This window comes from Paenarthrobacter nitroguajacolicus (genome assembly GCF_007786235.1).
In the GTDB taxonomy this organism is placed as follows: Bacteria; Actinomycetota; Actinomycetes; order Actinomycetales; family Micrococcaceae; genus Arthrobacter; species Arthrobacter nitroguajacolicus_A.
The window spans coordinates 289,053-308,648 of the sequence record NZ_VNFK01000006.1 but is presented as its reverse complement, the minus strand read 5'-3'; the positions used below and the strand labels follow the sequence as shown (position 1 = coordinate 308,648).

The following is a 19,596-nucleotide window of genomic DNA, read 5'->3' as shown; positions in this document are numbered from 1 at the left end:
AAATGCAGGTAACAAATGACAACACTTATTGAGGTGCCAGAGGCGGAACCCGGCATCGTTGCTCCCAAGAGCAAGTCCAAAGCCGGGGGAGGCCTCGGCAGATACATCGTGGTCAGGTTCTTCCTGATCATTCCAACGGTTTTTATCCTTGTGACGCTGGTCTTCTTCCTGATGAGGGTCATCGGCGATCCCATCACGGCATCGCAGGGGGGACGTCTGCCCCCGGACGTCCTGGCCCAGAGAATCCATGACGCCGGCTACGACCGGCCGGTCCTGGTCCAGTACTTCGAATACCTTGGCCAGCTCATCACCGGCAACTTCGGCACAACCATTACCGACCGCCGTCCCGTGGTGGAAGTACTGACCACGTTCGGCGCGGCCACCTTGGAGCTTTCCATCAACGCGCTGATCGTGGCGCTTGCAGTGGGCATCCCGTTCGGACTCATCGCTGCTCAACACCGGGACAAGACTCCCGATGCCCTCTTGAGGTTCTTCGCGATCCTTTGCTACGCCACTCCCGTCTTCTTCTCGGGACTGCTGCTCAAGCTGACCTTTTCCGTGTGGCTTGGCTGGTTCCCGGTAGCAGGCCGCGCCTCCACTCGGACGGAGTTGGCCATGAGTGCCCTTGCCGCGCCGTCAGGTATTTACTGGTTGGATGCGCTGCGCAGCGGAAACTTCGCGGCGCTGGGAGACATCGCCGCCCATGCAGTCCTCCCGGCCATCGCCCTGGGTTTGCTCACCGCGGGTGTGTTCCTTCGCCTGGTGCGCACCAACGTCATTGGGACGCTCGGGAAGGACTACGTCGAGGCCGGGCGCTCCAGGGGTGTCAGTGAGTTCCGCCTGGTGACCAAGCACGCCTACAAGCCGGCGCTCATCCCCATCATCACTGTCATGGGCCTGCAGATCGCACTGATGCTCGGCGGCGCCATCCTGACGGAAACCACGTTCGAATGGAAAGGGCTGGGGTATCAACTCGTGCAGTATCTGAACGCCAGGGACTTCGTGGCCGTTCAGGGCATCGTTGTGTTGCTGGCGATCATCGTTGCCGTCACCAACTTCATCGTGGACATTATCGCCGCGCTCATCGACCCCCGAGTGAGGTACTGACCATGAGCACTCCTGCACTGACGCCGCCAAGGCAGCCGCTCTTCTCCCGGCTCCCGGTGGTCTCGCACCTTAAGAAGAGCGTGGGCCTCCAGCGAGGCATGCTCATCGTGGGAGTAGTCCTCAGCGGACTATTTATCCTCACCAGCATCTTCGCTCCACTGCTCGCACCGTACGGCTACTCCCAGCTCAGCGACGGGTCGGGATCCTTCCCCACCCAGGAGGCTCCAAGCGGCAAGCACCTCCTGGGCACCACTGTGGGCGGCTACGACGTCCTGTCGCGAGTCATCTGGGGTTCCCAGACGGCCCTGGCGGTCATCGTGGTGTCCGTGGTCATGTCCCTCTTCCTGGGCGTTGCCCTCGGCCTGCTCAGCGGATACTTCGGCGGTTGGCTGGACCGGATCCTGGTTGTGGTGGCGGACGCTATCTACGCCTTCCCCACCCTGCTCCTGGCGATCGTCATTTCCATTGTCATCAGCAGGGGACAATCCAGCTTCTGGGGCGGCATCTTTTCTTGTGCTTTCTCCATCACCGTGGTGTTCGTACCGCAGTACTTCAGGGTGATTCGTGCCGAGACCATCCGCCTCAAGGCCGAACCGTTCGTCGAGTCGGCCAAGGTCCTGGGGGCGTCCAGCCTGCGCATTATCGGACGGCACATCTTCAAGAACGCCACACGAACCCTGCCGCTCATGTTCACCCTCAACGCCTCCGAGGCGATCCTTACGCTGGCCGGACTGGGCTTCCTGGGCTTCGGCATCGAGCCGACGTCCGCCGCCGAGTGGGGATTCGACCTCAACAAGGCGCTCGCTGATACCTCCTCCGGCATTTGGTGGACAGGCGTCTTCCCCGGCATCGCGATCGTGCTCACCGTTCTTGGCCTGACGCTGGTGGGCGAAAGCATCAATGACCTCAACGATCCCCGGATCAGGGGACGCAAGCGCGCCGGTCGAACCCCGGCAGCACCAGTAACGCAGTCAACACCTTCAGAGGCAGGTAAGCCATGACCACCAACCTCGGACACATCTCCGACGACGCCGGTTCCGCCCAGCCTGTCCTCACTGTTGACCGGCTGAAGGTCACCTTCGCAACCGATGGTGGTGACGTCTACGCAGTGCGCGACGTCAGCCTTGACGTCAAAGCCGGTGAAGTCCTTGCCATCGTGGGGGAGTCGGGCTCCGGCAAGACAGTGACGGCCAAGACCATTCTTGGCCTGCTCCCGGAAACGGCCATCAGTTCCGGCGCGGTGGTCATCAACGGCAACAACGTGATCAGCGTCAGCAAGTCCACGCTCCGAAAGATCCGCGGGCGCGACGTCGCCATGGTGTTCCAAGAACCGTCCACAGCCCTGAACCCGGTGTTTACGGTGGGCTGGCAGATCGCCGAAGGTATCCGGGCGCACTCAACGGACGGGCACCGCGTCTCCGCGAAAGAGGCCAAAAAACGGGCCACCGAGGCACTGCGCAAGGTGGGAATCCCTGATCCCGAAACGCGGGTTAACTACTACCCGCACCAGTTCTCCGGCGGCCAGAAACAACGTGTGGTCATCGCTGCCGCGCTCGCCCTGAACCCCGGGCTGATCGTGGCAGATGAGCCCACAACTGCACTGGATGTCACAGTCCAAGCCGAAATCCTGCAGCTCCTCCGCGACCTCAGGGACAACTATGGGACATCGATTGTGCTCATCACGCACAACATGGGTGTGGTTGCCGACCTGGCTGACCGCGTCGTGGTGATGTACCAGGGCGACGTAGTGGAGGAAGCCCCGTCAAGGACCCTCTTCGCCGAACCTCGGCAGGAGTACACCAGGAAGCTCCTGGCTGCCGTGCCGCACCTTGGCCGTCATTCGGCCTCGGAGGGTGCCCGGGGCCGGCTCCACCAGGACGGCCAGGTCCTGGTGGAAGCCAAGAACCTCACCATCGAATACCCGGGGCGGTTCGGCAGGAACGGTTTTAAGGCCGTGGACAACGTCAGCTTCACGGTCTCGGAGAACGAAGTGTTCGGACTCGTCGGGGAGTCCGGCTCCGGAAAGTCCACCATCGGCAGGGCCATTGCAGGACTGACGCGCACCACGGGTGGCAGCCTGAAGGTTCTTGGCTACGAGATGCTGGACTTCAAGGAGCGGTCGTTCCGTCCACTGCGGAAGGACATCGGCTTCGTTTTCCAGGACCCGGCGGCGTCGTTCAACCCGCATCTCACCATCGGTGAGTGCGTCGCCGAGCCGCTCATCATCCACACCAAGCCCAGCGCAGCTGAGGCGAGGAAGAAGGTTGGTGAGCTGCTCGAGTCAGTCCAGCTGCCGGCGTCGTACGCGCAACGCTACCCGCACGAGCTCTCCGGCGGGCAGCGGCAGCGCGCCTCCCTGGCGAGGTCGTTGGCGCTCAACCCGCGCCTCCTGATCGCCGACGAACCCACGTCCGCACTGGACGTTTCAGTGCAGGCCAAGGTCCTGGACTTGTTCAAGGACATCCAGGAGCAGTTCGGCTTTGCGGCGCTCTTCATCAGCCACGACCTCGCGGTGGTGGATATGTTGGCCCACTGGGTTGGCGTGCTGTACAAAGGCCAGCTGGTGGAGCAGGGGATCGGCAACCACGTGATGGGTTCGCCCCAGCACGACTACACCAAGCGGCTGATAGCTTCGCTGCCGGTTCCAGACCCTGACGAACAAGCACGACGGCGGGAAGCGCACCGCGCGCTGCTGCGCGGCTAGGCCGCCTTCGGAAGAAGCGAAGGTGCGTCCCTCTTTGCGAGGGGCGCACCTTTCTGTGCTCCGGGAAACTGCCCTCGAACTTCTCGCGCTACCACCCCTCCACCGGCAGGTAACACCCACGACGGTAACGCCCCACACCATAGACTGGGATGCATGACCGAGCAGAACAACGCCCTTCCCCATGACGTCGATTCCTTCAACCCGGCAGCGAGCTCCTTGGCCGGCCACGTGGACCGTGCCGTCATGGAGGAACTGCTGTCCATCCGGTCCAGCATTGACAACATTGACGCCACACTGGTCTTCCTCCTCGCCGAGCGGTTCAAGGCCACCCAGAAAGTTGGAATCCTCAAGGCCACCCACAAGCTTCCTGCGGGCGACCCGGGCCGGGAATCTGCCCAGATCGCACGGCTGCGCCGTCTCGCGGAAGATGCGCACCTTGATCCTGCCTTTGCGGAGAAGTTCTTGAATTTCATCATCAGCGAAGTGATCCGCCACCACGAGGCCATCGCCGAGGATCACCAGATCTCCAGCCAGCAGGCGTGATCCGTGTCGCCTGAGAACGACCTGCGCGCCAGCGCCACGGCCCTGGGGCCGTGGCCCGGCAGCGATCCCGCGGAAGCAACCCGGATTATCCAGGGAGAGTTGGGCGATCCCCATCTTCCTTTCCTGCCCGAACTTCCCGATCGGGGGATAGGTTCGGACGCCGTTGGCCGTTCGGGCTCCCTGCTGGTGGATTTGGCCATCGATGTGCAGCCCCACGGCTGGCGCTTGGTGGACAGGCCGGGCAAGGATGCCCAGCGCGCCCACTCGGCCCTCGCAACGGACATCAACATCCTGGCCGACGTCGCCGGCATGGAGGACGTGTCCGCGGGTGAACTAAAAATTCAGTTGATGGGACCCATGAGCCTTGCCGCGAGTCTTCACTTGCACAATGGCGAACGAGCCCTCCTGGATTATGGCGCCCGCCGCGACATCGCCGAGTCCTTGGCCGCGGGGGTCGCGGAGCACCTCCGCCGGATCTCGGCAGCAGTACCGGGCGCCGGAATAGTGGTTCAGATCGACGAACCGGAGATCGCCTCCGTCATGGCCGGGACCATCCCTACCGCGAGTGGTTACCGCACCCTGCGGTCCATCCCGGGTGAGGAAGTGACAGGAGCATGGCGACTGGTGATCGACGCACTGCAGGCCGCGGGCGCCGTCGAGACCGTTGTGTCCGTACCGGAGATCGAAGCGCCCATCGAACGGATTTTTGCCGCAGGTGCGGACGGCATCGCTGTCCCGCTCAAAGCCCTGACCACCCGCCAGTGGGAGCTGCTCGCTGCCGGTGTCGAAGCCGGGAAACGGGTGTGGGCCGGTGCGATGCCAACCTGGGTTGGGCAGGCGCAACTGCCACGGACCGGGGACGTCGTTGAAAGCATCTGGAAGCCGTGGCGCCAGCTGGGCCTGCCGGCATCGGGGCTCTCGGGAATCCGCGTCACGCCATCTACAGGACTGGCACACCTCAAGCCCTCAGCAGCCACGGACATCCTGACCAGGCTCACGCAAGTGGCCGATGGACTGGACCAGCTGGCTCAGGGCTGACCGGAACCAGGCTGACGGGAACCAAGCTGACCGGAACCAGGCTTATTGGGTGAGGCTAGATCCGCTTCTCCCAGCGATCCGGTTCCGCGTACCGGGGGAGCGTCGTTCCGGGTGCGGCCCCTGGAAGGTAAGGTGCCAGCCTGTAGTCGAAGCGTCCGGCATACACCAGCACCAAACCGATTTGCGGCTGAATGACCTTGACCTGGATGCGGTGCTTTCCCTCGTCCTTATCCCACCACTGCTCGGCATAGGCCCGGGCGTCCAGGGCTGCCGGCAAAGGAATGCGCAGCGGACCCAGGAAGAGGCGGCTCTCCTTGGAAACACCACGAAGCCGGCCCTCAGCGGTGACACTGACGTCCAAATCCGTCACCAGCCGCCGATAGCGGCCTACGTGATCCACTAAACGGGCCGGTTCGCCGCCACCTTGGTCGTGCTGGGTCGTGATGGCGCTGGTCGTATCGTGGAACAACCTTGTCCCGGATGGGAAGTAGATCTCCCTCCGGGCAGTCAGGGCCGGACGCCCGAAAGGATCCACGTGGGCATGGTTCTCAATCCGGAACGGGATGCCCTCGCCATATTCGGGAAAGAAAGCCTCCTCACCTCCAGTAAGTGCCAGCAGGGGGCGCAGCCATTTCTGCCGGCAACCCACAACGTCGAACACTCCTTCGCCGATCCCATAGGATCCTGTACCTGCCGCCAGCGAAAAGTACTCCTGGAGCTCCGGCGCCAGCTTGGAGAAATCATCGCCGAGTGCCAGCCGATAGATGGGGGCGTTCATGGCAGTCCTTCCTGAGGAAACTAGAGTCGACCGGCTGCTTTGAGCCGGATGTAGGTGTCGGCCAGAAGGGGCGGCAGGTCAAGTGGCTCGGCGTCCACCACTTCGGCTCCGAGCTGCCGGAGCTGTGCCATGACTGCAGCACGTTCCAGCAGCGCACGCTCGGCAGCCGCTGCCCGAAAGACCTGGCTTGCCGTGGTCCGCTGCTCCTTCATTTCCTTGAGCAACGGATCCCGTACCGATGCAACCACCACCACGTGCAGGCGGGACAATTGCGCCACCGTGGGGAGCAGACCTTCTTCGGGGGCGCCGCCGTCGAGCGCTGTCAACAGCACCACCAGCGAGCGGTGCGCCGAGACGGTCCGTACCTGCCCCGGGATCTGCTGCCAGTCCAGTTCTATGAGTTCGGCTTCCAAAGGGGCCATGGCCTGGACCAGTTGTCCCAACAGATTGCCTTTCGACGCCGAATCGACCCGGGCGCGAAGCCTCCGGTCATAGGCCAGGAAGTCAACGCGGTCCCCGCCCCGTTCAGCCAGCACAGCGAGCAACAACGCAGCCTCAATGCCCGTGTCCAGCCGTGGCTCGTCCTCAATCCTGGCGGCTGCTGTTCGGGAAGTATCGAGCACAATGACCACCCGGCGGTCACGCTCCGGACGCCAGGTTCGCACCACTACTGACGTGCGGCGTGCGGTGGCACGCCAGTCGATGGAACGGACGTCATCGCCGCGGACGTAGTCCCTGAGGGAGTCGAACTCTGTTCCCGCGCCGCGGATCTGGACCGCGGCCCGGCCATCCAGTTCCCTGAGCTTCCGGAGCTTCGAGGGCAGGTGGCGCTTCGAGTGGAACGGTGGAAGGACCCGCAACTGGCCCGGGAGTACGCGTGTTCGCTGTCTGCCCGCAAGGCCCAACGGCCCCAGCGAGCGGATGGTCACGTGCGGGCTTGTGAGATCACCACGACGCCGCGGGACCAAGGTCACCGTCATCCGGCGACGCTCGCCGGACGGGACCACCAAGGACTGGGCAGGATTGACGGCGCCTGCGGACGGCTGCCACCCATCCCTGACTTGAGCCCGCAGCTTCCGCCCGGTGCCGTTGGTGACACTCAGCTCGGAATCCACGCTGCTCTCAAGCGTCACATTTCCTGGCTGCTTTCGTTCCAGTGCGAGCTTCGCCGGCGAGGCTGCCGCCACGAGGTCAACCATGAGCACCAGCAGCAGGCCAGCGACCACCAACAGGACGGTGCTCCACGCAGGAAGCAGCACCAACGGCACCAATCCCGCCAGGGCCAGCACTACAAAACGACCCGTGATGTACATTCAGGCCACCTTGGCCGTGGCCGGTAAAGAGCTCACCGAGGCACCGGGACGGATGCGAGGATGCTGCCCAGGACGTCGTCCACCTGGATACCATCCATCTGTGCTTCCGGCCGGAGCCCTACCCTGTGCCGAAGGCACGGCAACGACAACGCCTTGACGTCGTCCGGAGTGACGAACGACCTGCCGGACAACCACGCCCAAGCCTTGGATGTGTTGAGCAGCGCGGTGGCTCCACGGGGGGAGACACCGAGCTGGAACGACGGCGCAGTCCTTGTGGCACGGACAATGTCAACGATGTACGCGAGGAGTTCAGGGGCCACAGTCACCTGCGCTACCGCCGCCTGCGCAGCGGAAAGTTCGACGGCGCCAGCCACCGGCCGTACGCCGGCTGCGGCGAGATTTCGCGGATCAAAGCCACCGGCATGGCGACGAATGACCTCGATTTCCTCCGCCCTTCCGGGCAGCGGCATGGTCAGTTTGAGGAGGAACCGGTCAAGTTGGGCCTCCGGCAGGGGATAGGTTCCTTCATATTCCACGGGGTTCTGCGTGGCCGCCACGATGAAAGGACTCGGCAACGGGCGGGACACGCCATCGACCGACACCTGACGCTCCTCCATGGCTTCCAGGAGGGAGGCCTGCGTCTTGGGCGGGGTGCGGTTGATCTCGTCCGCGAGCATGATGTTCGTGAAGACTGGACCTTCCCGGAAGGTGAACTCGGAGGAGTGGGAGTCGTAGACCAGCGACCCCGTGACGTCTCCCGGCATCAGGTCGGGAGTGAACTGGACGCGTTTGGTGTCCAAGCTCAAGGCAGTGGACAACGCCCTCACCAAGAGAGTCTTTGCTACGCCAGGTACGCCCTCCAGGAGGACGTGACCGCCGCACAAAAGGGCAATGAGCATGCCCGTGACGGTGGGATCCTGCCCGACGACAGCCTTGCCCACTTCGGCACGGACATTCAGCAGCGACTGTCGTGCCGGGTCTTCAGCGGCGTGACCGTGGCCGTTCTCCGAAGCGCTGCTTCCTTGCTGCGTTCCCTGGGGCGTCGTACCGCCCGCGTAGTGGCTGTTGCTGTCCGTATAGCTGTTCGGCTGGCTGCTCATCGGGCGGTCGCCTCCTGTTCCATTCGTTCGATGTGTTGGGCCCACTGAACCAGTTGCCCTTCGGTTTCTGGCGTGAGGTCGATCAGGACCGACCGTACTTCAGGGGCCGGCCGCCCCAAGCGATGGGCAGTAGCGTCCACGATTGCTGCCCTGGTGGCGTCGGTGCCGAGATTGAAATGCCGGGCCAGGCGGGTCAACGTTCCAGCCCGCAGGTTGTCGGCGGCCCTTCCCACAGACCGTGAGTCCTGGTAAAGGCGAGCCCTGCCTTCCGCCGTTTCAGCGGCCTTGACCACAACGGGGAGGGGCTCGAAAACGAGAGGTCCCATTCGCCGGCCACGCCACGCAATGGCCAGCACCGCCACGAGGGCCAACCACGGACCGGCGAAAGCCAACCACGGGGGTGCCAGTTCGCTGAGCGTCGGAGTGGAAGTCGTCGCGGAGACGTCTTCAACACCCGGGATATACCAAACCAGGTCGCGGTTGTTGCCCAGAGTACGCAAGGTAATGGCTGCGTTTCCCTCTGTTGTGAGGTGCTGGTTGTCCAGCAAGTCCGTGCTTCCGAGGACAATGACGCGCCCATCGGACGACGCCGCATACAGGCCCGGTCCGTTGCCGCGGGGGGAGTAGCAGACCACGGGCCCCGAATAAACGGAACCTTGCGCGGAGACGCTTCCTGCTGCCTCGGCGTCTTCCTGCCCACAGGCAGGCTCCATGACCCTGGTCGCTTCGGGAACCACGCCACCCGGCCGGAATTCCGGACCAAGCCCGTTGAGGGTTCTGAGCCTCGGCTTCACCACCACCACACGGTCTGCAGCAGCCGTGAGGTCCTCCACCTGTGATTGATCCAGGAAGCCCTTGGGGTCGTAGAGGAGGACTGTGGCATTGTCTTTGCCTGACAACGCAGACAGGGTGTCCTTGAGGGTGTCCGTCGGCGCGATGGACACGCCTTGGCGCCCCAGGATTTCGGCTACGGCCATGGCGCCATCCGGGGCTGGATTCCGGGCGGACAACGGCCGTGGGTCCTTGGCGCCGGAGACACTGGCGATGGCGAGATAGGTCACCAGGCCAGCCAGCAGGGCGCCGATCCCAATCCACACCAAGTGTTTGCGGAACCAGGCCGTGAAACCCTGCATCGAGGATCGTTCGGGAGGTGCCGCATCGTCCGGACGGCGTGTTGTGTCCATGAGGGGTGTGGTCATCGGGGCACCGCGAATCTCTCCTGCGCCTGTCCCGCGAAATCGGGTTTCATTGCAAGCAGTTCGGTGTCCAACTGCAGGAGTCTCTCGTAGTCGGCCTTCGTCGCGCCCTCTTCGCCGTAACGCACGGCATCGAAGAGGCGGGCGGCGTCATCCAACCGACGTTGTGCAGCACCAAATACCTGCCCCAACTGTCCGGCGGCCTCGTCTGCGGTCCTCCCGGCCCGGACGTCAATCACGTCACGCTCTTCGGCTGAGCGTACAAGAGCGCGAAACTGATCGACGACGGCGGCCGGCCAGTCGCCGTCGTCGGCTGCAGTTCCCGCTCGTCTCCGGTATCCGTCAGCATCGACGGTACTGTCATCCCCGTAAATGTCTGCGTGCGGTGTCTTTCGTCGTGCGTTCAGCCGAGGCCGGACCACAAAGATGGCCACGATGATGAGTGCCACGGCCAGGGCCACAATCATGGGAACAGCAAGATTGGGCCCTGTCCCTGTTCCGTCGCCCTCCAGGGATGCAAGCCAGTCGAGGAAGTCCCGCCACAGTTGGTCCAGCCAGCCGGGCTGCGCGTCAGGGTATTGGGGTTTTGATAACTCTTCTGCTGCCCAGCGCCGCGCTTCGTCTCGGTCGGGCGTCACGGGCGGTTCCATCGGGGCTGCCCTCATGCCGGAGGTCGGTGCCCGGGGACACTGGGCGGAAAGTGGCCGCCGTGAGGAGGCCAGGTGTCGTTTCGGGGCAGGTCGGACGGAGCGCCCGGTATTCCATCCGGATCTGCGCCGGTTTCCATCAGCCGCATCAGCTCAACATCCAAGCCGTCCCGACGCATCCGGAGGTCCATGTAGAGCAACGCGGAAACCGAGGACTGGAAGGCGAACGTCACAGACCCCACCAGGGCTCCGATCGCAGTGGAGATCACCGTAGTGACGACCAAGGTGGAGGCGACCGTCTCCGGGTCCGGGTGGGGTGCCATGACCTGTCCGATGGCGGCAGCGGCCAAGGAAGCCGGGATCTGGACGATCTGGGCAATGATTCCCACCATGATGGCGACCACCAGGGTGATCCCGAAGATGCGCCACCAATTGTTTCTGGTCAAGTGCCAGGAGCGGAGCAGTCCGTCGTACACGCCGGTCCGTTCCACCACAATGGCTGCCGGCGCCAGCATCAATTTCAAGGCAATCCAGACGAAAAACACTATGGAACCCAGTCCCAGGGGAAGGACTACCAGCAGCGCGGCGGGACCCATGGCCGTAAACAGCAATACCGCGATCCCGATCACTGCGGCTGCCGCGAGCAACCCACCCAGCGTCAGCAAAACCGCAACGCCCAGCAGCGGCCAGATGCGCCGGCCGGCGAGCTTCCACATCTGCTTGAAGCCGGTCCTTCGGTTGAGGACGGCCCGGGCTACCGGTACTGCCAACACGCCTTGGAGGACAGACCCAAGAAAGCCGATCAGAACAGAAACCCCCAAGGTTCCGGCCATGATGGCAAGGAAGGGACCCATGGCTTCGGTGAATTCGGCCTCCGAACTCACGTTCTCAAGGGACATGGACAGCTGGAACATTCCCACGGTGACGATGCCGATGAAAACGGCCCCGATGGCTTGCACGATCAGGGCGGAGCCAAACATTGAAGCGGCATTGCGGCGGATCGATTGGAAAGAGCCGTCCAGGATTTCGCCGAACTGCAAGGGACGCAGGGGAATGACGCCCGGCTTTGGGGGAGCGACGTAGAGGGGCTGTCCGTAGGGAGGTCCGGAAGGCCACCCTGGAGCGGGTTGGCCCTGGCTGTACTGCCCGCCACCTTGCGGGGCCGCCCATCCCTGGGGTCCACCCCACTGCGGCTGGTTGCCCCACTGCGGTTGGTTGGTCCAACCGGGCTGACCACCCGACGATGGATTTTGGCCGTGCTCTGGCTGTGACACCGATATCCTCCCCATGAGACCCGGCCCGCCGACATCCGACGTCCCCCTACGGACCTTCGCACCCAGCCTATAGTCCCGCCGTCGTCCCTCATAGCCCACCGACCGACCGTCCTTCCCGGCGAACCCAGGCCGGGGTGCAGTACGGTGGAAGTGCCCTTGGGGCGCCATGCCGGGCGCCGTGCCCAACGGGACAAAGACTTGGTGATAAGGGAATATATAACTATGAAGGCACGCATTCTGGTAGTTGACGACGACGAAGCACTCGCGGAGATGATTGGCATCGTCCTGCGCAATGATGGCTTCGAGCCGGTGTTCTGCGCAGATGGCGGCCAAGCCCTGGAAGTGTTCCGCTCTTCCAAGCCTGACTTGGTGCTTCTGGACCTCATGTTGCCAGGCTCCGACGGCATCGAGGTGTGCCGGCAGATCCGTGGCGAGTCGGACGTTCCCATCGTGATGCTCACGGCAAAGTCCGATACCTCGGACGTGGTCCGCGGTCTGGAATCCGGCGCGGACGATTACGTGCCCAAGCCCTTCAAGCCTGCTGAACTGGTGGCGCGAGTCCGCGCACGACTGCGGCCGGGCGAACAGAAGGCCCCTGAAACCCTGCGTATTGCGGACGTGACCATCGACGTCGCAGGTCACTTGGTGACCCGCGGTGGCGAGCGAATCTCGCTGACACCGCTTGAGTTCGATCTCCTGGTGGCCCTGGCGCGGAAGCCTTGGCAGGTTTTCACCCGTGAGCTGCTGCTTGAGCAGGTGTGGGGTTACCGCCACGCCGCCGACACACGATTGGTCAACGTTCATGTCCAACGTCTGCGCTCCAAGATTGAACGCGATCCGGAAGCGCCCGAGGTCGTTTTGACGGTGCGTGGTGTCGGATATAAAGCAGGTTCCTGAGTCTCCGGTCGGCAAGTCCGGCACGGCAGGCAACGACCCCACTTCCAAGGGTCTTGAAGCGGCCGGTGTCCAGCAGGAGGCACCGGCCCCGCCAACGACCCCCGAAGCATCCCAGGAACAGTCTCGCCGTCAGGTCCGTAACCTGCCTTGGCTGGTTACCCGCGCGCGGATCTGGACGCGTCGCGGTCTCATTTTGGTCCTTCGGGTGTCGCGTCTGGTCGCCATCGGCGTCCGGCAGATCCGGCCGGGCCTGCGCTTCCTGTGGCGCTCCCTGCTTCGGCGCTGGCGGCGGTCCTTGGAATTCCGTACGGTCCTCACCACTTTGCTGTTGGCGGTGACGTCTTTCGCCATCGTCGGTGCATACCTCTCCAACCAAATCGCCAATAACCTCTTCCAGGAGCGTCTGGCCCAAGCTGAGTCCGAGTCGCGTTATAACGTCAAACAGGTCCAAGACACTTTCGACGGCGCGCAGGTCACCGACCAGTCCAGCGTCATCACCCTGGTTTACGACACCCTGACTGCCGTGGAGGGCAGGGGCTCAGTGATCCAACGCCGCTACGTCTTTGAAGCGAAACCGGAACAGACCAAACCCCGAAACCGCTGGGTCGAGTCCCGTGCCTCGGACCAACTGACAGTCCGTGTCATCCCACCTGAGCTGCGGAAGGCTGTCCAAGAGGGTGGCAAGCAGCAGTTCTGGGCCTCTACCCAGTTCCCGGTAGGAAACGAGGACCGCCCCGGGATTGCAGTGGGAAACCTGGTCACCTTCAACGGGACGGCCTACGAGCTCTACCTTATTTACGATCTCAACACAGCCCAGCAAACCCTGGATGAAATCCAGAACGTCCTGTGGGCAGGTGGGGCAGCCCTGGTCCTGATGATCGGCGCCATCGCGTGGTACGTGACCCGTAACGTCGTCAGCCCCGTCAGCCATGCTGCCGTGGTTTCAGAAAAACTCGCGGCTGGCCAACTGCAGGAACGCATGGTGGTCAAGGGAGAAGACGAGGTCGCCAGATTGGGCGCCTCCTTCAACCACATGGCCGCCAGCCTCCAGGAACAGATCACCCAGCTGGCCACGTTGTCGCAGATGCAGCAACGCTTCGTTTCCGATGTGTCCCATGAACTGCGGACTCCGCTGACCACCGTTCGCATGGCAGCCGAGGTGCTCTTCGAGGCACGCGAAGACTTCGACCCCATGAACAAAAGATCCGCAGAGCTCCTTTACCACCAGGTGGAGCGCTTTCAGTCCCTGCTGTCGGATCTGCTGGAAATTTCGCGCTTCGACGCCGGTGCTGCTGTTCTGGATGCGGAACCACAGGACATCTTCCAAGTGATCTCGCATGTCATCGACGGTGCAGCACCGGTCGCAGCAGAGTACGGCTCGGAAGTCCGGTTGAACGCACGGCAAAAGAGCATCGTGGTGGAAATGGATTCCCGAAGGATCGACCGTATCCTCCGCAACCTGCTCCTCAACGCCTTGGAGCACGGGGAAGGCAAACCGATCCACATCTCTGTCGCGGCCAACCACGATGCCGTGGCGGTATCAGTCAGGGACCACGGAATCGGTATGAGCCAAGCTGAAGCAGCCCGGGTATTTGACCGCTTTTGGCGGGCAGATCCTGCGCGGGCCCGGACTACCGGAGGCAGCGGATTGGGCCTTTCCATCGCGGCCGAGGACACCAAATTGCACAACGGATGGCTCCAGGCCTGGGGTCGCAAGGGATCCGGCTCCAACTTCCGCTTGACATTGCCGCTCCGTCAAGGAGGGACCATTGTGAAGTCGCCTCTACAGCTTGAACCGGCAGACATCGAATTTCCTGGCTCGCCGAGCGAACGCCAGATGCTGGTACTGGGAACAGGGCCGGGAGGCGCCCCGCACCAGTCCCACGCCGACGGTGGGAAGCCCTCGACAACTGGAAACGAACCTGGGGAGGTGTCATGAGCAAGGGGCGGACCCGGCGGATGAAGGCCTTCGTGGCGGTTTTGGCTGCGCTGGTCTTCCTCCTCGCATCCTGTGCGCAGATTCCACGCTCCGGTCCCGTGGGCAAGAGCAAGGACGAAGGCGCCGGGAATCCCAACGCGCCTGTCTTCTTTCCGGCAGCCCCTCGGGCCGGGTCCAGTCCCGAGACGGTCATTGAGGACTTCTATATGGCCGGCAGCGGCTACGAAGACGACTATCCTGTGGCACGTCAGTTCCTGACACAAGCACAGTCGGTGACGTGGAAGCCAGACAAGCGAGCCATCGTTTTCCGTGAGGCCCAGGTGGTCAAGTCAGCCGTGGAAAATGAGTACCTCTTCGAACTCGATCTGGCTTATTCGGTGGATGCCGACGGCGTTGCAACCCAGTTTCCGCCGGGCACCAAGGAGACCATTCCGCTGACGCTTGAGCAGGTCGAAGGAGAATGGCGCATCTCGAAGGTTCCGGACGGTACAGCCATCGCGGAGGAGACATTCAAGGTCATTTACGGGGCGAATCCCATCTATTTCTATGACCCGACCTTTACCTACGCGGTACCCGACTACAGGTGGTTCATCAAGAAGAACACGGTGAAGTCCATGACAAGTGCACTGCTTGCCGGTCCGGCACCCTACCTAAGGGGTGCGGTCGTCAGCGCTTTCCCCTCGGGGATGAAGCTCGCGCGGGAATCCGTTCCCGTTGTTTCCGGGGCAGCACAGGTGGATCTCTCCGCCAAGGAACTGTTTGACGCCTCTGCGGAGGACCGCCAGAGGATGCAAAACCAACTGGCGCTGACTTTCCGGAGCCAGCCCGACGTCATCAACGTCCAATTGCGCGCAGATCAGGACTTGGTACGGGTTGAAGACAACGGCACGGTGTTGCCACCCGTGCTGGACAAGACTGTTCCCGCACGCCAAATCGCTGTAAACAACGGCGATCTGGTGCGGTACGAAAACAACAGGGTCACCCCCCTCCCGGACATACAGTCGGTGGCCGGACTGGGACCACACTCACCGGCAGAGTCGCCGGTGTCGCAGACTGCTGCATTCCTGAACGGTGACCGGACCACGCTCTACTCCATTGAGCCTGGACAGCCAGCACGTCAACTGACCACCAGGGCCACTCTCACGGGTCCTTCCTTCAGTCCCCACGACTGGGTGTGGACTGCGGGTCCGGGTGCCAACGGGGCAGCGGAAATAGTTGCCTACAAGCCCACCGGCGTAGCACCGGGCATGGCAATTCCGAATGTCACCATCACGCCTTCCTGGCTCTCCGGCCGGACAGTCAAGGACTTCCGGGTTTCCCGTGAAGGTACGCGGGCGTTGGTTATCTCCCAAGCGAATGGCAAGACGACGGTCCAGATCACAGGGATCGTCCGCAACCCGGACGGCGTTCCCAAGGACCTCACAGCCCCCATCACGCTGCTCAGCACAGGCGCAGCCGACCAGGGTGTCTGGGTCAACGGCTCCACAGTGGCCGTTATGTCCGGTTCGGCTACGGCGACAGTTGTGCCGGAGCTGCTTTCGCTGGCGTCGGGAGAACCGCAACAGTTGGCACCTTGGGACGGGTTGACGAGCATCAGCGCTGGAAATGGCTCCGAACAAATTTACGGCCAAGCCGAGGCCGGCATCTTCCAACGCGTTGGAAACGGCTGGGAGCTCCAGCTGAAGGGGCCCACAGAACCAGCTTTCCCCGGCTGATTTCGCCGAGCAGTTCACCTTTGTTGTCCACATAGTGTTCGTTGTGCCTGCTTGTGGGACGGCTCCTCGGTCAGGCTGACAGCATGACTTTCTCCGTTCCAGGCGCGTGGCTTCGTCAACGCTGGCTACATCAACGCTGGTTCCCTCATCGCGTCGACCCCGATCTTCATGCACCCGAGCCCGCCAGGGCTCGTCGTCGTGGGGTAGATCAGCGGCGTTCGGCGCGGCTCGTGGCCGGGGTGCAAGGGGCTGTGGGTGATCTGGCCTCCCTCTTGGTTCCAGTTGAGTGCGCCTGCTGTGGGGTTGAGGACACGGCGCTCTGCGGCGGGTGCGCCAAACGCATACGGCAGCTGTGCAAGCAGCCTTTCCGTGCAGAGCAGGAATCGCCTGCGCTGGTCGACGTGGATGGCACGGCGAAGATCGGGGTGGTGGCCGCGGGGGCCTACCGGGATGAACTGGCACAGTGCCTGCTGTCCTTCAAACATCTTGGCCAGTGGCGCTTGGCCGGCGTTTTGGCGCCATGTCTCAGCAAAGCCGTGGAAGCCGCCACAGGTGGTCAGTCCGGATATTGCCTCGTCCCCGTGCCCACCAGTGGCAGGGCATACCGTGCACGCGGATTCAGTCCGGTGCACCTCCTGCTCCGCTGTATGCACCTTCGCCGGCTGCAGCCGCATTGCCCGAGTTTTGACGTACTGGCAAAAACGGAGGATCCACCCCTGGCCTGGCTGGCCCGTGGGGCACGCCTGCCCTGGGCAGTCGGGCAAATGAAGGCTTTGCTCTCTGCTGTGCTGCTGGACCGTGACACCACGGGTCACGCGGGCGGCCAAAAGGGGCTGGGAAGGGGCGAACGGGCCAACAGGGTCCGAGAATCCATGCACGTGAGGGGGCGCCGGATCCAGGAACTGCGTGGGAGGCGGTGCATCCTTGTTGATGACGTCCTCACCACCGGGGCTACTCTCGCTGAGGCAGCGAGGGCAGTGACAGCCGCTGGGGGACTCGTCTGCGGCGCTGTGGTGCTCGCGGCCACGAGGCCACCAGCCTACGCTTCATTCGCTGCCGGGCACGACCCCCATGAAGTCCTTAAGACTCAATCAAAAAATAAGTGGCTAAAGGATGAATAACCGGTGGCGATGAACTAACGTCGGTTGTGGGTACCAAGAACAGATGTACCTGTCGATAGCGGCTCGGAAAGGGGCTCGACTGTCCGTCAGACAAGCCCCCAACAGCGCCGTTGTCGTGTCACCTGAGTTATTTGGAGGGCACCATGGAGTTCATGATCAGCGGACGAAATCTCACAGTTTCTGACCGCTTTCGCGAATACGCCGGCGAGAAAATCTCAAAGATTGAATCGCTGGGGGATAAGGTCCAGCGAGTCGACGCCAAGGTTTCCAAGGAAACCAACCCCAGGCAGACGCCGGGCCAGCTCACCGTAGAAGTGACCGTCCTGGGCCGAGGCCCCGTGATCCGTGCCGAGGCCACAGCCGCTGACAAATTCGCTGCCTTCGATCTCGCGTACAACAAGCTGCTTGAAAGGCTTCGTCGGGCGAAGGACCGGAAAAAGGTGCACCACGGCCGCCACACACCTAAGGCCGTGCGGGAAGCTACGGCAACCCTTGAGCCAGCCAGCGCCAGTGAGCCCCTTTACGTCGAAGCCAGCAACCACCAGGAGCCCGCCCCGCAACCGGATGAGCGGTCTCCCTACGACATCGAAAACGACATTCCGGCAGGCGATTCACCCGTCCTGATCCGTCGGAAGGTTTTCCCCGCAGCATCCCTGACGCTGGATGACGCTGTGGACAGCATGGAACTTGTGGGCCACAACTTCTACCTGTTCCTGGACAAGGAAACCAACGCGCCATCGGTGGTATATCGGCGCAGTGGCTGGACTTATGGTGTGATAACGCTTGACTCCACCTGCGAGCCCGGCGAAGAGGCTGTGGAAGAGAAGATCCACGCGTATCGCTCTGACGATCAGGCCGCAACCGCCAAATAAGGCCTCATTTCCTGCATGAAGGGACTTCAATGACCGCTTCGCTGAGCCTCTCACAGGCACGGCGGATCGCATTGGCAGCTCAAGGATTGGCAAAGGTCCGGCCCACCGGTCCCGTGACTCCACGGGTGGTGGGCCGGACCTTTGCCCGACTCCAGCTTGTCCAGATCGATTCGGTTAACGTGGTGGCACGGAGCCACTACCTTCCATTCTTTTCCCGGCTGGGCAATTACGATCCCCAAATCCTCCAGACAATGGCGGGCCGAAAACCACGCAAAATGATGGAGTACTGGGCGCACGAAGCAAGTTTCATCCGCCCTGAGCTGTTCCAGGATCTGTTGCAATGGCAAAGACGGGCGTGGGTTGGAGCCCACCACCTTGACCCAGCGGAACGCCTTGACATGGAAGATCGCATCCTGGCGACCCTCACAACCGGGCGCCCGATGACGGCGTCGGAAGTTACTGCCAAGCTTGGCCATGACGGCCAAGCCGAGAGTGACAACTGGGGTTGGAACTGGAACATCGTCAAGCGCGTACTGGAGCACCTCTTCGAAGAAGGCAGGGTTTCTGCCGCGTCGAGGACACCGCAATTCGAACGCAAGTACACGTTGACCTCCAGGGTTGTCCCAGCGACGCCGGTAGAGGTCGATGCTGAAGCGTCCCTTGACCGTCTGATCGACGCAGCCGCTCAAGCTCACGGCATTGGGACGGTCCGGTGCTTTTCGGACTACTTCCGGACGCCACTTAAAGCCGGATCGGAGTCAGTCGACCGTCTTGTCCGGGCAGGCCGTCTCGAACCGGTTTCAGTGCGCGGATGGGAACGGGACGTCTTCAGACATGTCAACGCCAAGCTGCCACGAAGAGCCGAAGGTCGGGCGCTTTTAAGCCCCTTTGATTCCTTGGTCTTTGAGCGGAGGCGCTTGGAAGAGTTGTTTGGGTTCCATTACCGCATTGAGATTTACACTCCTGCCGCCAAGCGTCGATTCGGCTACTACGTTCTGCCGTTCCTGCTGAGGGAGTCCATCGTTGCGAGGGTGGACCTGAAGGCAGACCGGCTGGCGGGAAAGCTGCTGGTGCGCTCGGCGTACGGCGAGGTGGACGCGCCGGTGGATACCGCCGTCGAGCTTGCCGCTGAACTTGAGCTCATGGCAGAGTGGCTCGGCCTGCAGGAGGTCGCGGTGTGGCCCGTGGGCGACCTCGCCGAAGCACTCTCCGAAGCGATCTCCATTCGATCTGGCCGCCCGGCCGCCCACGTGGAATTGGTCAGTCCGCTCAGAGGTGAACACGGCCACGTGGCGTTAGTCTCTCCCGTAGACTGAAACAGCCAGAATTCGGCAGCATGAGACTGGGAGCAA

Annotated in this window: 18 protein-coding genes; 11 read left to right on the top strand and 7 right to left on the bottom strand. The window is 62.8% G+C overall.

Going from position 1 to position 19,596, the window contains the following annotated elements; all coding sequences use genetic code 11:
• Positions 1-15 precede the first annotated feature (15 nt).
• From FQP90_RS10660 to FQP90_RS10640, 5 genes are all read left to right on the top strand, one after another.
• On the top strand, positions 16-1,107 hold the full coding sequence (locus FQP90_RS10660; protein WP_144649972.1) for an ABC transporter permease: 1,092 nt from the start codon (positions 16-18) through the stop codon (positions 1,105-1,107).
• A gap of 2 nt (positions 1,108-1,109) precedes the next feature.
• Positions 1,110-2,108, top strand: a complete 999-nt coding sequence (locus FQP90_RS10655; RefSeq protein ID WP_144649970.1) for an ABC transporter permease — start codon at positions 1,110-1,112, stop codon at positions 2,106-2,108.
• Positions 2,105-3,811: an ABC transporter ATP-binding protein gene (locus tag FQP90_RS10650; protein WP_144649968.1), complete on the top strand. Its 1,707-nt coding sequence runs from the start codon at positions 2,105-2,107 to the stop codon at positions 3,809-3,811. Before FQP90_RS10655 ends, FQP90_RS10650 begins: the two co-directional genes overlap by 4 nt.
• A gap of 153 nt (positions 3,812-3,964) precedes the next feature.
• Positions 3,965-4,354 carry a chorismate mutase gene (locus FQP90_RS10645; protein ID WP_144649966.1) on the top strand — a complete coding sequence of 130 codons (390 nt, stop codon included), beginning with the start codon at positions 3,965-3,967 and terminating at the stop codon, positions 4,352-4,354.
• A 3-nt stretch (positions 4,355-4,357) separates the two neighbouring features.
• Entirely contained in the window at positions 4,358-5,392 is a 1,035-nt protein-coding gene (locus FQP90_RS10640; RefSeq protein ID WP_144649964.1) for a hypothetical protein, read from the top strand.
• Positions 5,393-5,447: 55 nt separating this feature from the next.
• Here the strand turns inward: FQP90_RS10640 and FQP90_RS10635 are convergent, their stop codons facing one another.
• From FQP90_RS10635 to FQP90_RS10610, 6 genes are read right to left on the bottom strand one after another with little or no spacing between them, the layout of a single operon-like run.
• Complete coding sequence (locus FQP90_RS10635) at positions 5,448-6,170, bottom strand: DUF4166 domain-containing protein (RefSeq protein ID WP_144649962.1); 723 nt, start codon at positions 6,168-6,170, stop codon at positions 5,448-5,450.
• Positions 6,171-6,190: 20 nt separating this feature from the next.
• Positions 6,191-7,483: a DUF58 domain-containing protein gene (locus tag FQP90_RS10630; RefSeq protein WP_144649960.1), complete on the bottom strand. Its 1,293-nt coding sequence runs from the start codon at positions 7,481-7,483 to the stop codon at positions 6,191-6,193.
• Positions 7,484-7,515: 32 nt separating this feature from the next.
• The gene (locus FQP90_RS10625; RefSeq protein WP_144649958.1) at positions 7,516-8,583 is read right to left on the bottom strand and encodes an AAA family ATPase; all 1,068 of its coding nucleotides are present in this window, start codon (positions 8,581-8,583) and stop codon (positions 7,516-7,518) included.
• On the bottom strand, positions 8,580-9,782 hold the full coding sequence (locus tag FQP90_RS10620) for a DUF4350 domain-containing protein (protein ID WP_144649956.1): 1,203 nt from the start codon (positions 9,780-9,782) through the stop codon (positions 8,580-8,582). Before FQP90_RS10620 ends, FQP90_RS10625 begins: the two co-directional genes overlap by 4 nt.
• Complete coding sequence (locus FQP90_RS10615; RefSeq protein ID WP_244296666.1) at positions 9,779-10,417, bottom strand: DUF4129 domain-containing protein; 639 nt, start codon at positions 10,415-10,417, stop codon at positions 9,779-9,781. The genes FQP90_RS10620 and FQP90_RS10615 overlap by 4 nt, the downstream gene beginning before the upstream one ends.
• A gap of 23 nt (positions 10,418-10,440) precedes the next feature.
• Positions 10,441-11,700: a DUF7847 domain-containing protein gene (locus FQP90_RS10610; RefSeq protein WP_244296664.1), complete on the bottom strand. Its 1,260-nt coding sequence runs from the start codon at positions 11,698-11,700 to the stop codon at positions 10,441-10,443.
• Between the two features lie 222 nt (positions 11,701-11,922).
• Between FQP90_RS10610 and mtrA the strand changes: the two genes are divergently transcribed.
• Genes mtrA through FQP90_RS10595 form a run of 3 tightly spaced genes read left to right on the top strand, consistent with a single transcriptional unit; the run spans position 11,923 to position 16,251 of the window.
• Complete coding sequence (mtrA, locus tag FQP90_RS10605) at positions 11,923-12,597, top strand: MtrAB system response regulator MtrA (protein ID WP_144649950.1); 675 nt, start codon at positions 11,923-11,925, stop codon at positions 12,595-12,597.
• Positions 12,569-14,536 (top strand): MtrAB system histidine kinase MtrB, encoded by a 1,968-nt coding sequence (gene mtrB / locus FQP90_RS10600; protein WP_144649948.1) that lies wholly within the window; start codon positions 12,569-12,571, stop codon positions 14,534-14,536. The genes mtrA and mtrB overlap by 29 nt, the downstream gene beginning before the upstream one ends.
• The gene (locus FQP90_RS10595; RefSeq protein WP_144649946.1) at positions 14,533-16,251 is read left to right on the top strand and encodes an LpqB family beta-propeller domain-containing protein; all 1,719 of its coding nucleotides are present in this window, start codon (positions 14,533-14,535) and stop codon (positions 16,249-16,251) included. The genes mtrB and FQP90_RS10595 overlap by 4 nt, the downstream gene beginning before the upstream one ends.
• Positions 16,252-16,376: 125 nt before the next feature.
• Here FQP90_RS10595 and FQP90_RS23635 read toward each other — a convergent pair whose 3' ends face one another.
• Positions 16,377-16,925, bottom strand: a complete 549-nt coding sequence (locus tag FQP90_RS23635; protein WP_244296662.1) for a hypothetical protein — start codon at positions 16,923-16,925, stop codon at positions 16,377-16,379.
• Between FQP90_RS23635 and FQP90_RS23815 the strand changes: the two genes are divergently transcribed.
• The 3 genes from FQP90_RS23815 (at position 16,899) to FQP90_RS10580 (ending at position 19,560) form a co-directional block, all read left to right on the top strand.
• The gene (locus tag FQP90_RS23815; RefSeq protein ID WP_306439403.1) at positions 16,899-17,372 is read left to right on the top strand and encodes a ComF family protein; all 474 of its coding nucleotides are present in this window, start codon (positions 16,899-16,901) and stop codon (positions 17,370-17,372) included. The two genes, FQP90_RS23635 and FQP90_RS23815, sit on opposite strands and share 27 nt — an antisense overlap.
• A gap of 143 nt (positions 17,373-17,515) precedes the next feature.
• Positions 17,516-18,244, top strand: coding sequence for a ribosome hibernation-promoting factor, HPF/YfiA family (hpf, locus tag FQP90_RS10585; RefSeq protein ID WP_144649942.1), 729 nt, complete (start codon positions 17,516-17,518; stop codon positions 18,242-18,244).
• A gap of 29 nt (positions 18,245-18,273) precedes the next feature.
• The gene (locus FQP90_RS10580; RefSeq protein WP_144649940.1) at positions 18,274-19,560 is read left to right on the top strand and encodes a winged helix-turn-helix domain-containing protein; all 1,287 of its coding nucleotides are present in this window, start codon (positions 18,274-18,276) and stop codon (positions 19,558-19,560) included.
• Positions 19,561-19,596: the final 36 nt, after the last annotated feature.

Coding starts and splice junctions, on each gene's coding strand:
- FQP90_RS10660 (WP_144649972.1), top strand. CDS start 16: ATGACAACACTTATTGAGGTGCCAGAGGCGGAACCCGGCATCGTTGCT.
- FQP90_RS10655 (WP_144649970.1), top strand. CDS start 1,110: ATGAGCACTCCTGCACTGACGCCGCCAAGGCAGCCGCTCTTCTCCCGG.
- FQP90_RS10650 (WP_144649968.1), top strand. CDS start 2,105: ATGACCACCAACCTCGGACACATCTCCGACGACGCCGGTTCCGCCCAG.
- FQP90_RS10645 (WP_144649966.1), top strand. CDS start 3,965: ATGACCGAGCAGAACAACGCCCTTCCCCATGACGTCGATTCCTTCAAC.
- FQP90_RS10635 (WP_144649962.1), bottom strand. CDS start 6,170: ATGAACGCCCCCATCTATCGGCTGGCACTCGGCGATGATTTCTCCAAG.
- FQP90_RS10630 (WP_144649960.1), bottom strand. CDS start 7,483: ATGTACATCACGGGTCGTTTTGTAGTGCTGGCCCTGGCGGGATTGGTG.
- FQP90_RS10625 (WP_144649958.1), bottom strand. CDS start 8,583: ATGAGCAGCCAGCCGAACAGCTATACGGACAGCAACAGCCACTACGCG.
- FQP90_RS10620 (WP_144649956.1), bottom strand. CDS start 9,782: ATGACCACACCCCTCATGGACACAACACGCCGTCCGGACGATGCGGCA.
- mtrA (WP_144649950.1), top strand. CDS start 11,923: ATGAAGGCACGCATTCTGGTAGTTGACGACGACGAAGCACTCGCGGAG.
- FQP90_RS10595 (WP_144649946.1), top strand. CDS start 14,533: ATGAGCAAGGGGCGGACCCGGCGGATGAAGGCCTTCGTGGCGGTTTTG.
- FQP90_RS23815 (WP_306439403.1), top strand. CDS start 16,899: ATGCACCTTCGCCGGCTGCAGCCGCATTGCCCGAGTTTTGACGTACTG.
- FQP90_RS23635 (WP_244296662.1), bottom strand. CDS start 16,925: ATGCGGCTGCAGCCGGCGAAGGTGCATACAGCGGAGCAGGAGGTGCAC.
- hpf (WP_144649942.1), top strand. CDS start 17,516: ATGGAGTTCATGATCAGCGGACGAAATCTCACAGTTTCTGACCGCTTT.
- FQP90_RS10580 (WP_144649940.1), top strand. CDS start 18,274: ATGACCGCTTCGCTGAGCCTCTCACAGGCACGGCGGATCGCATTGGCA.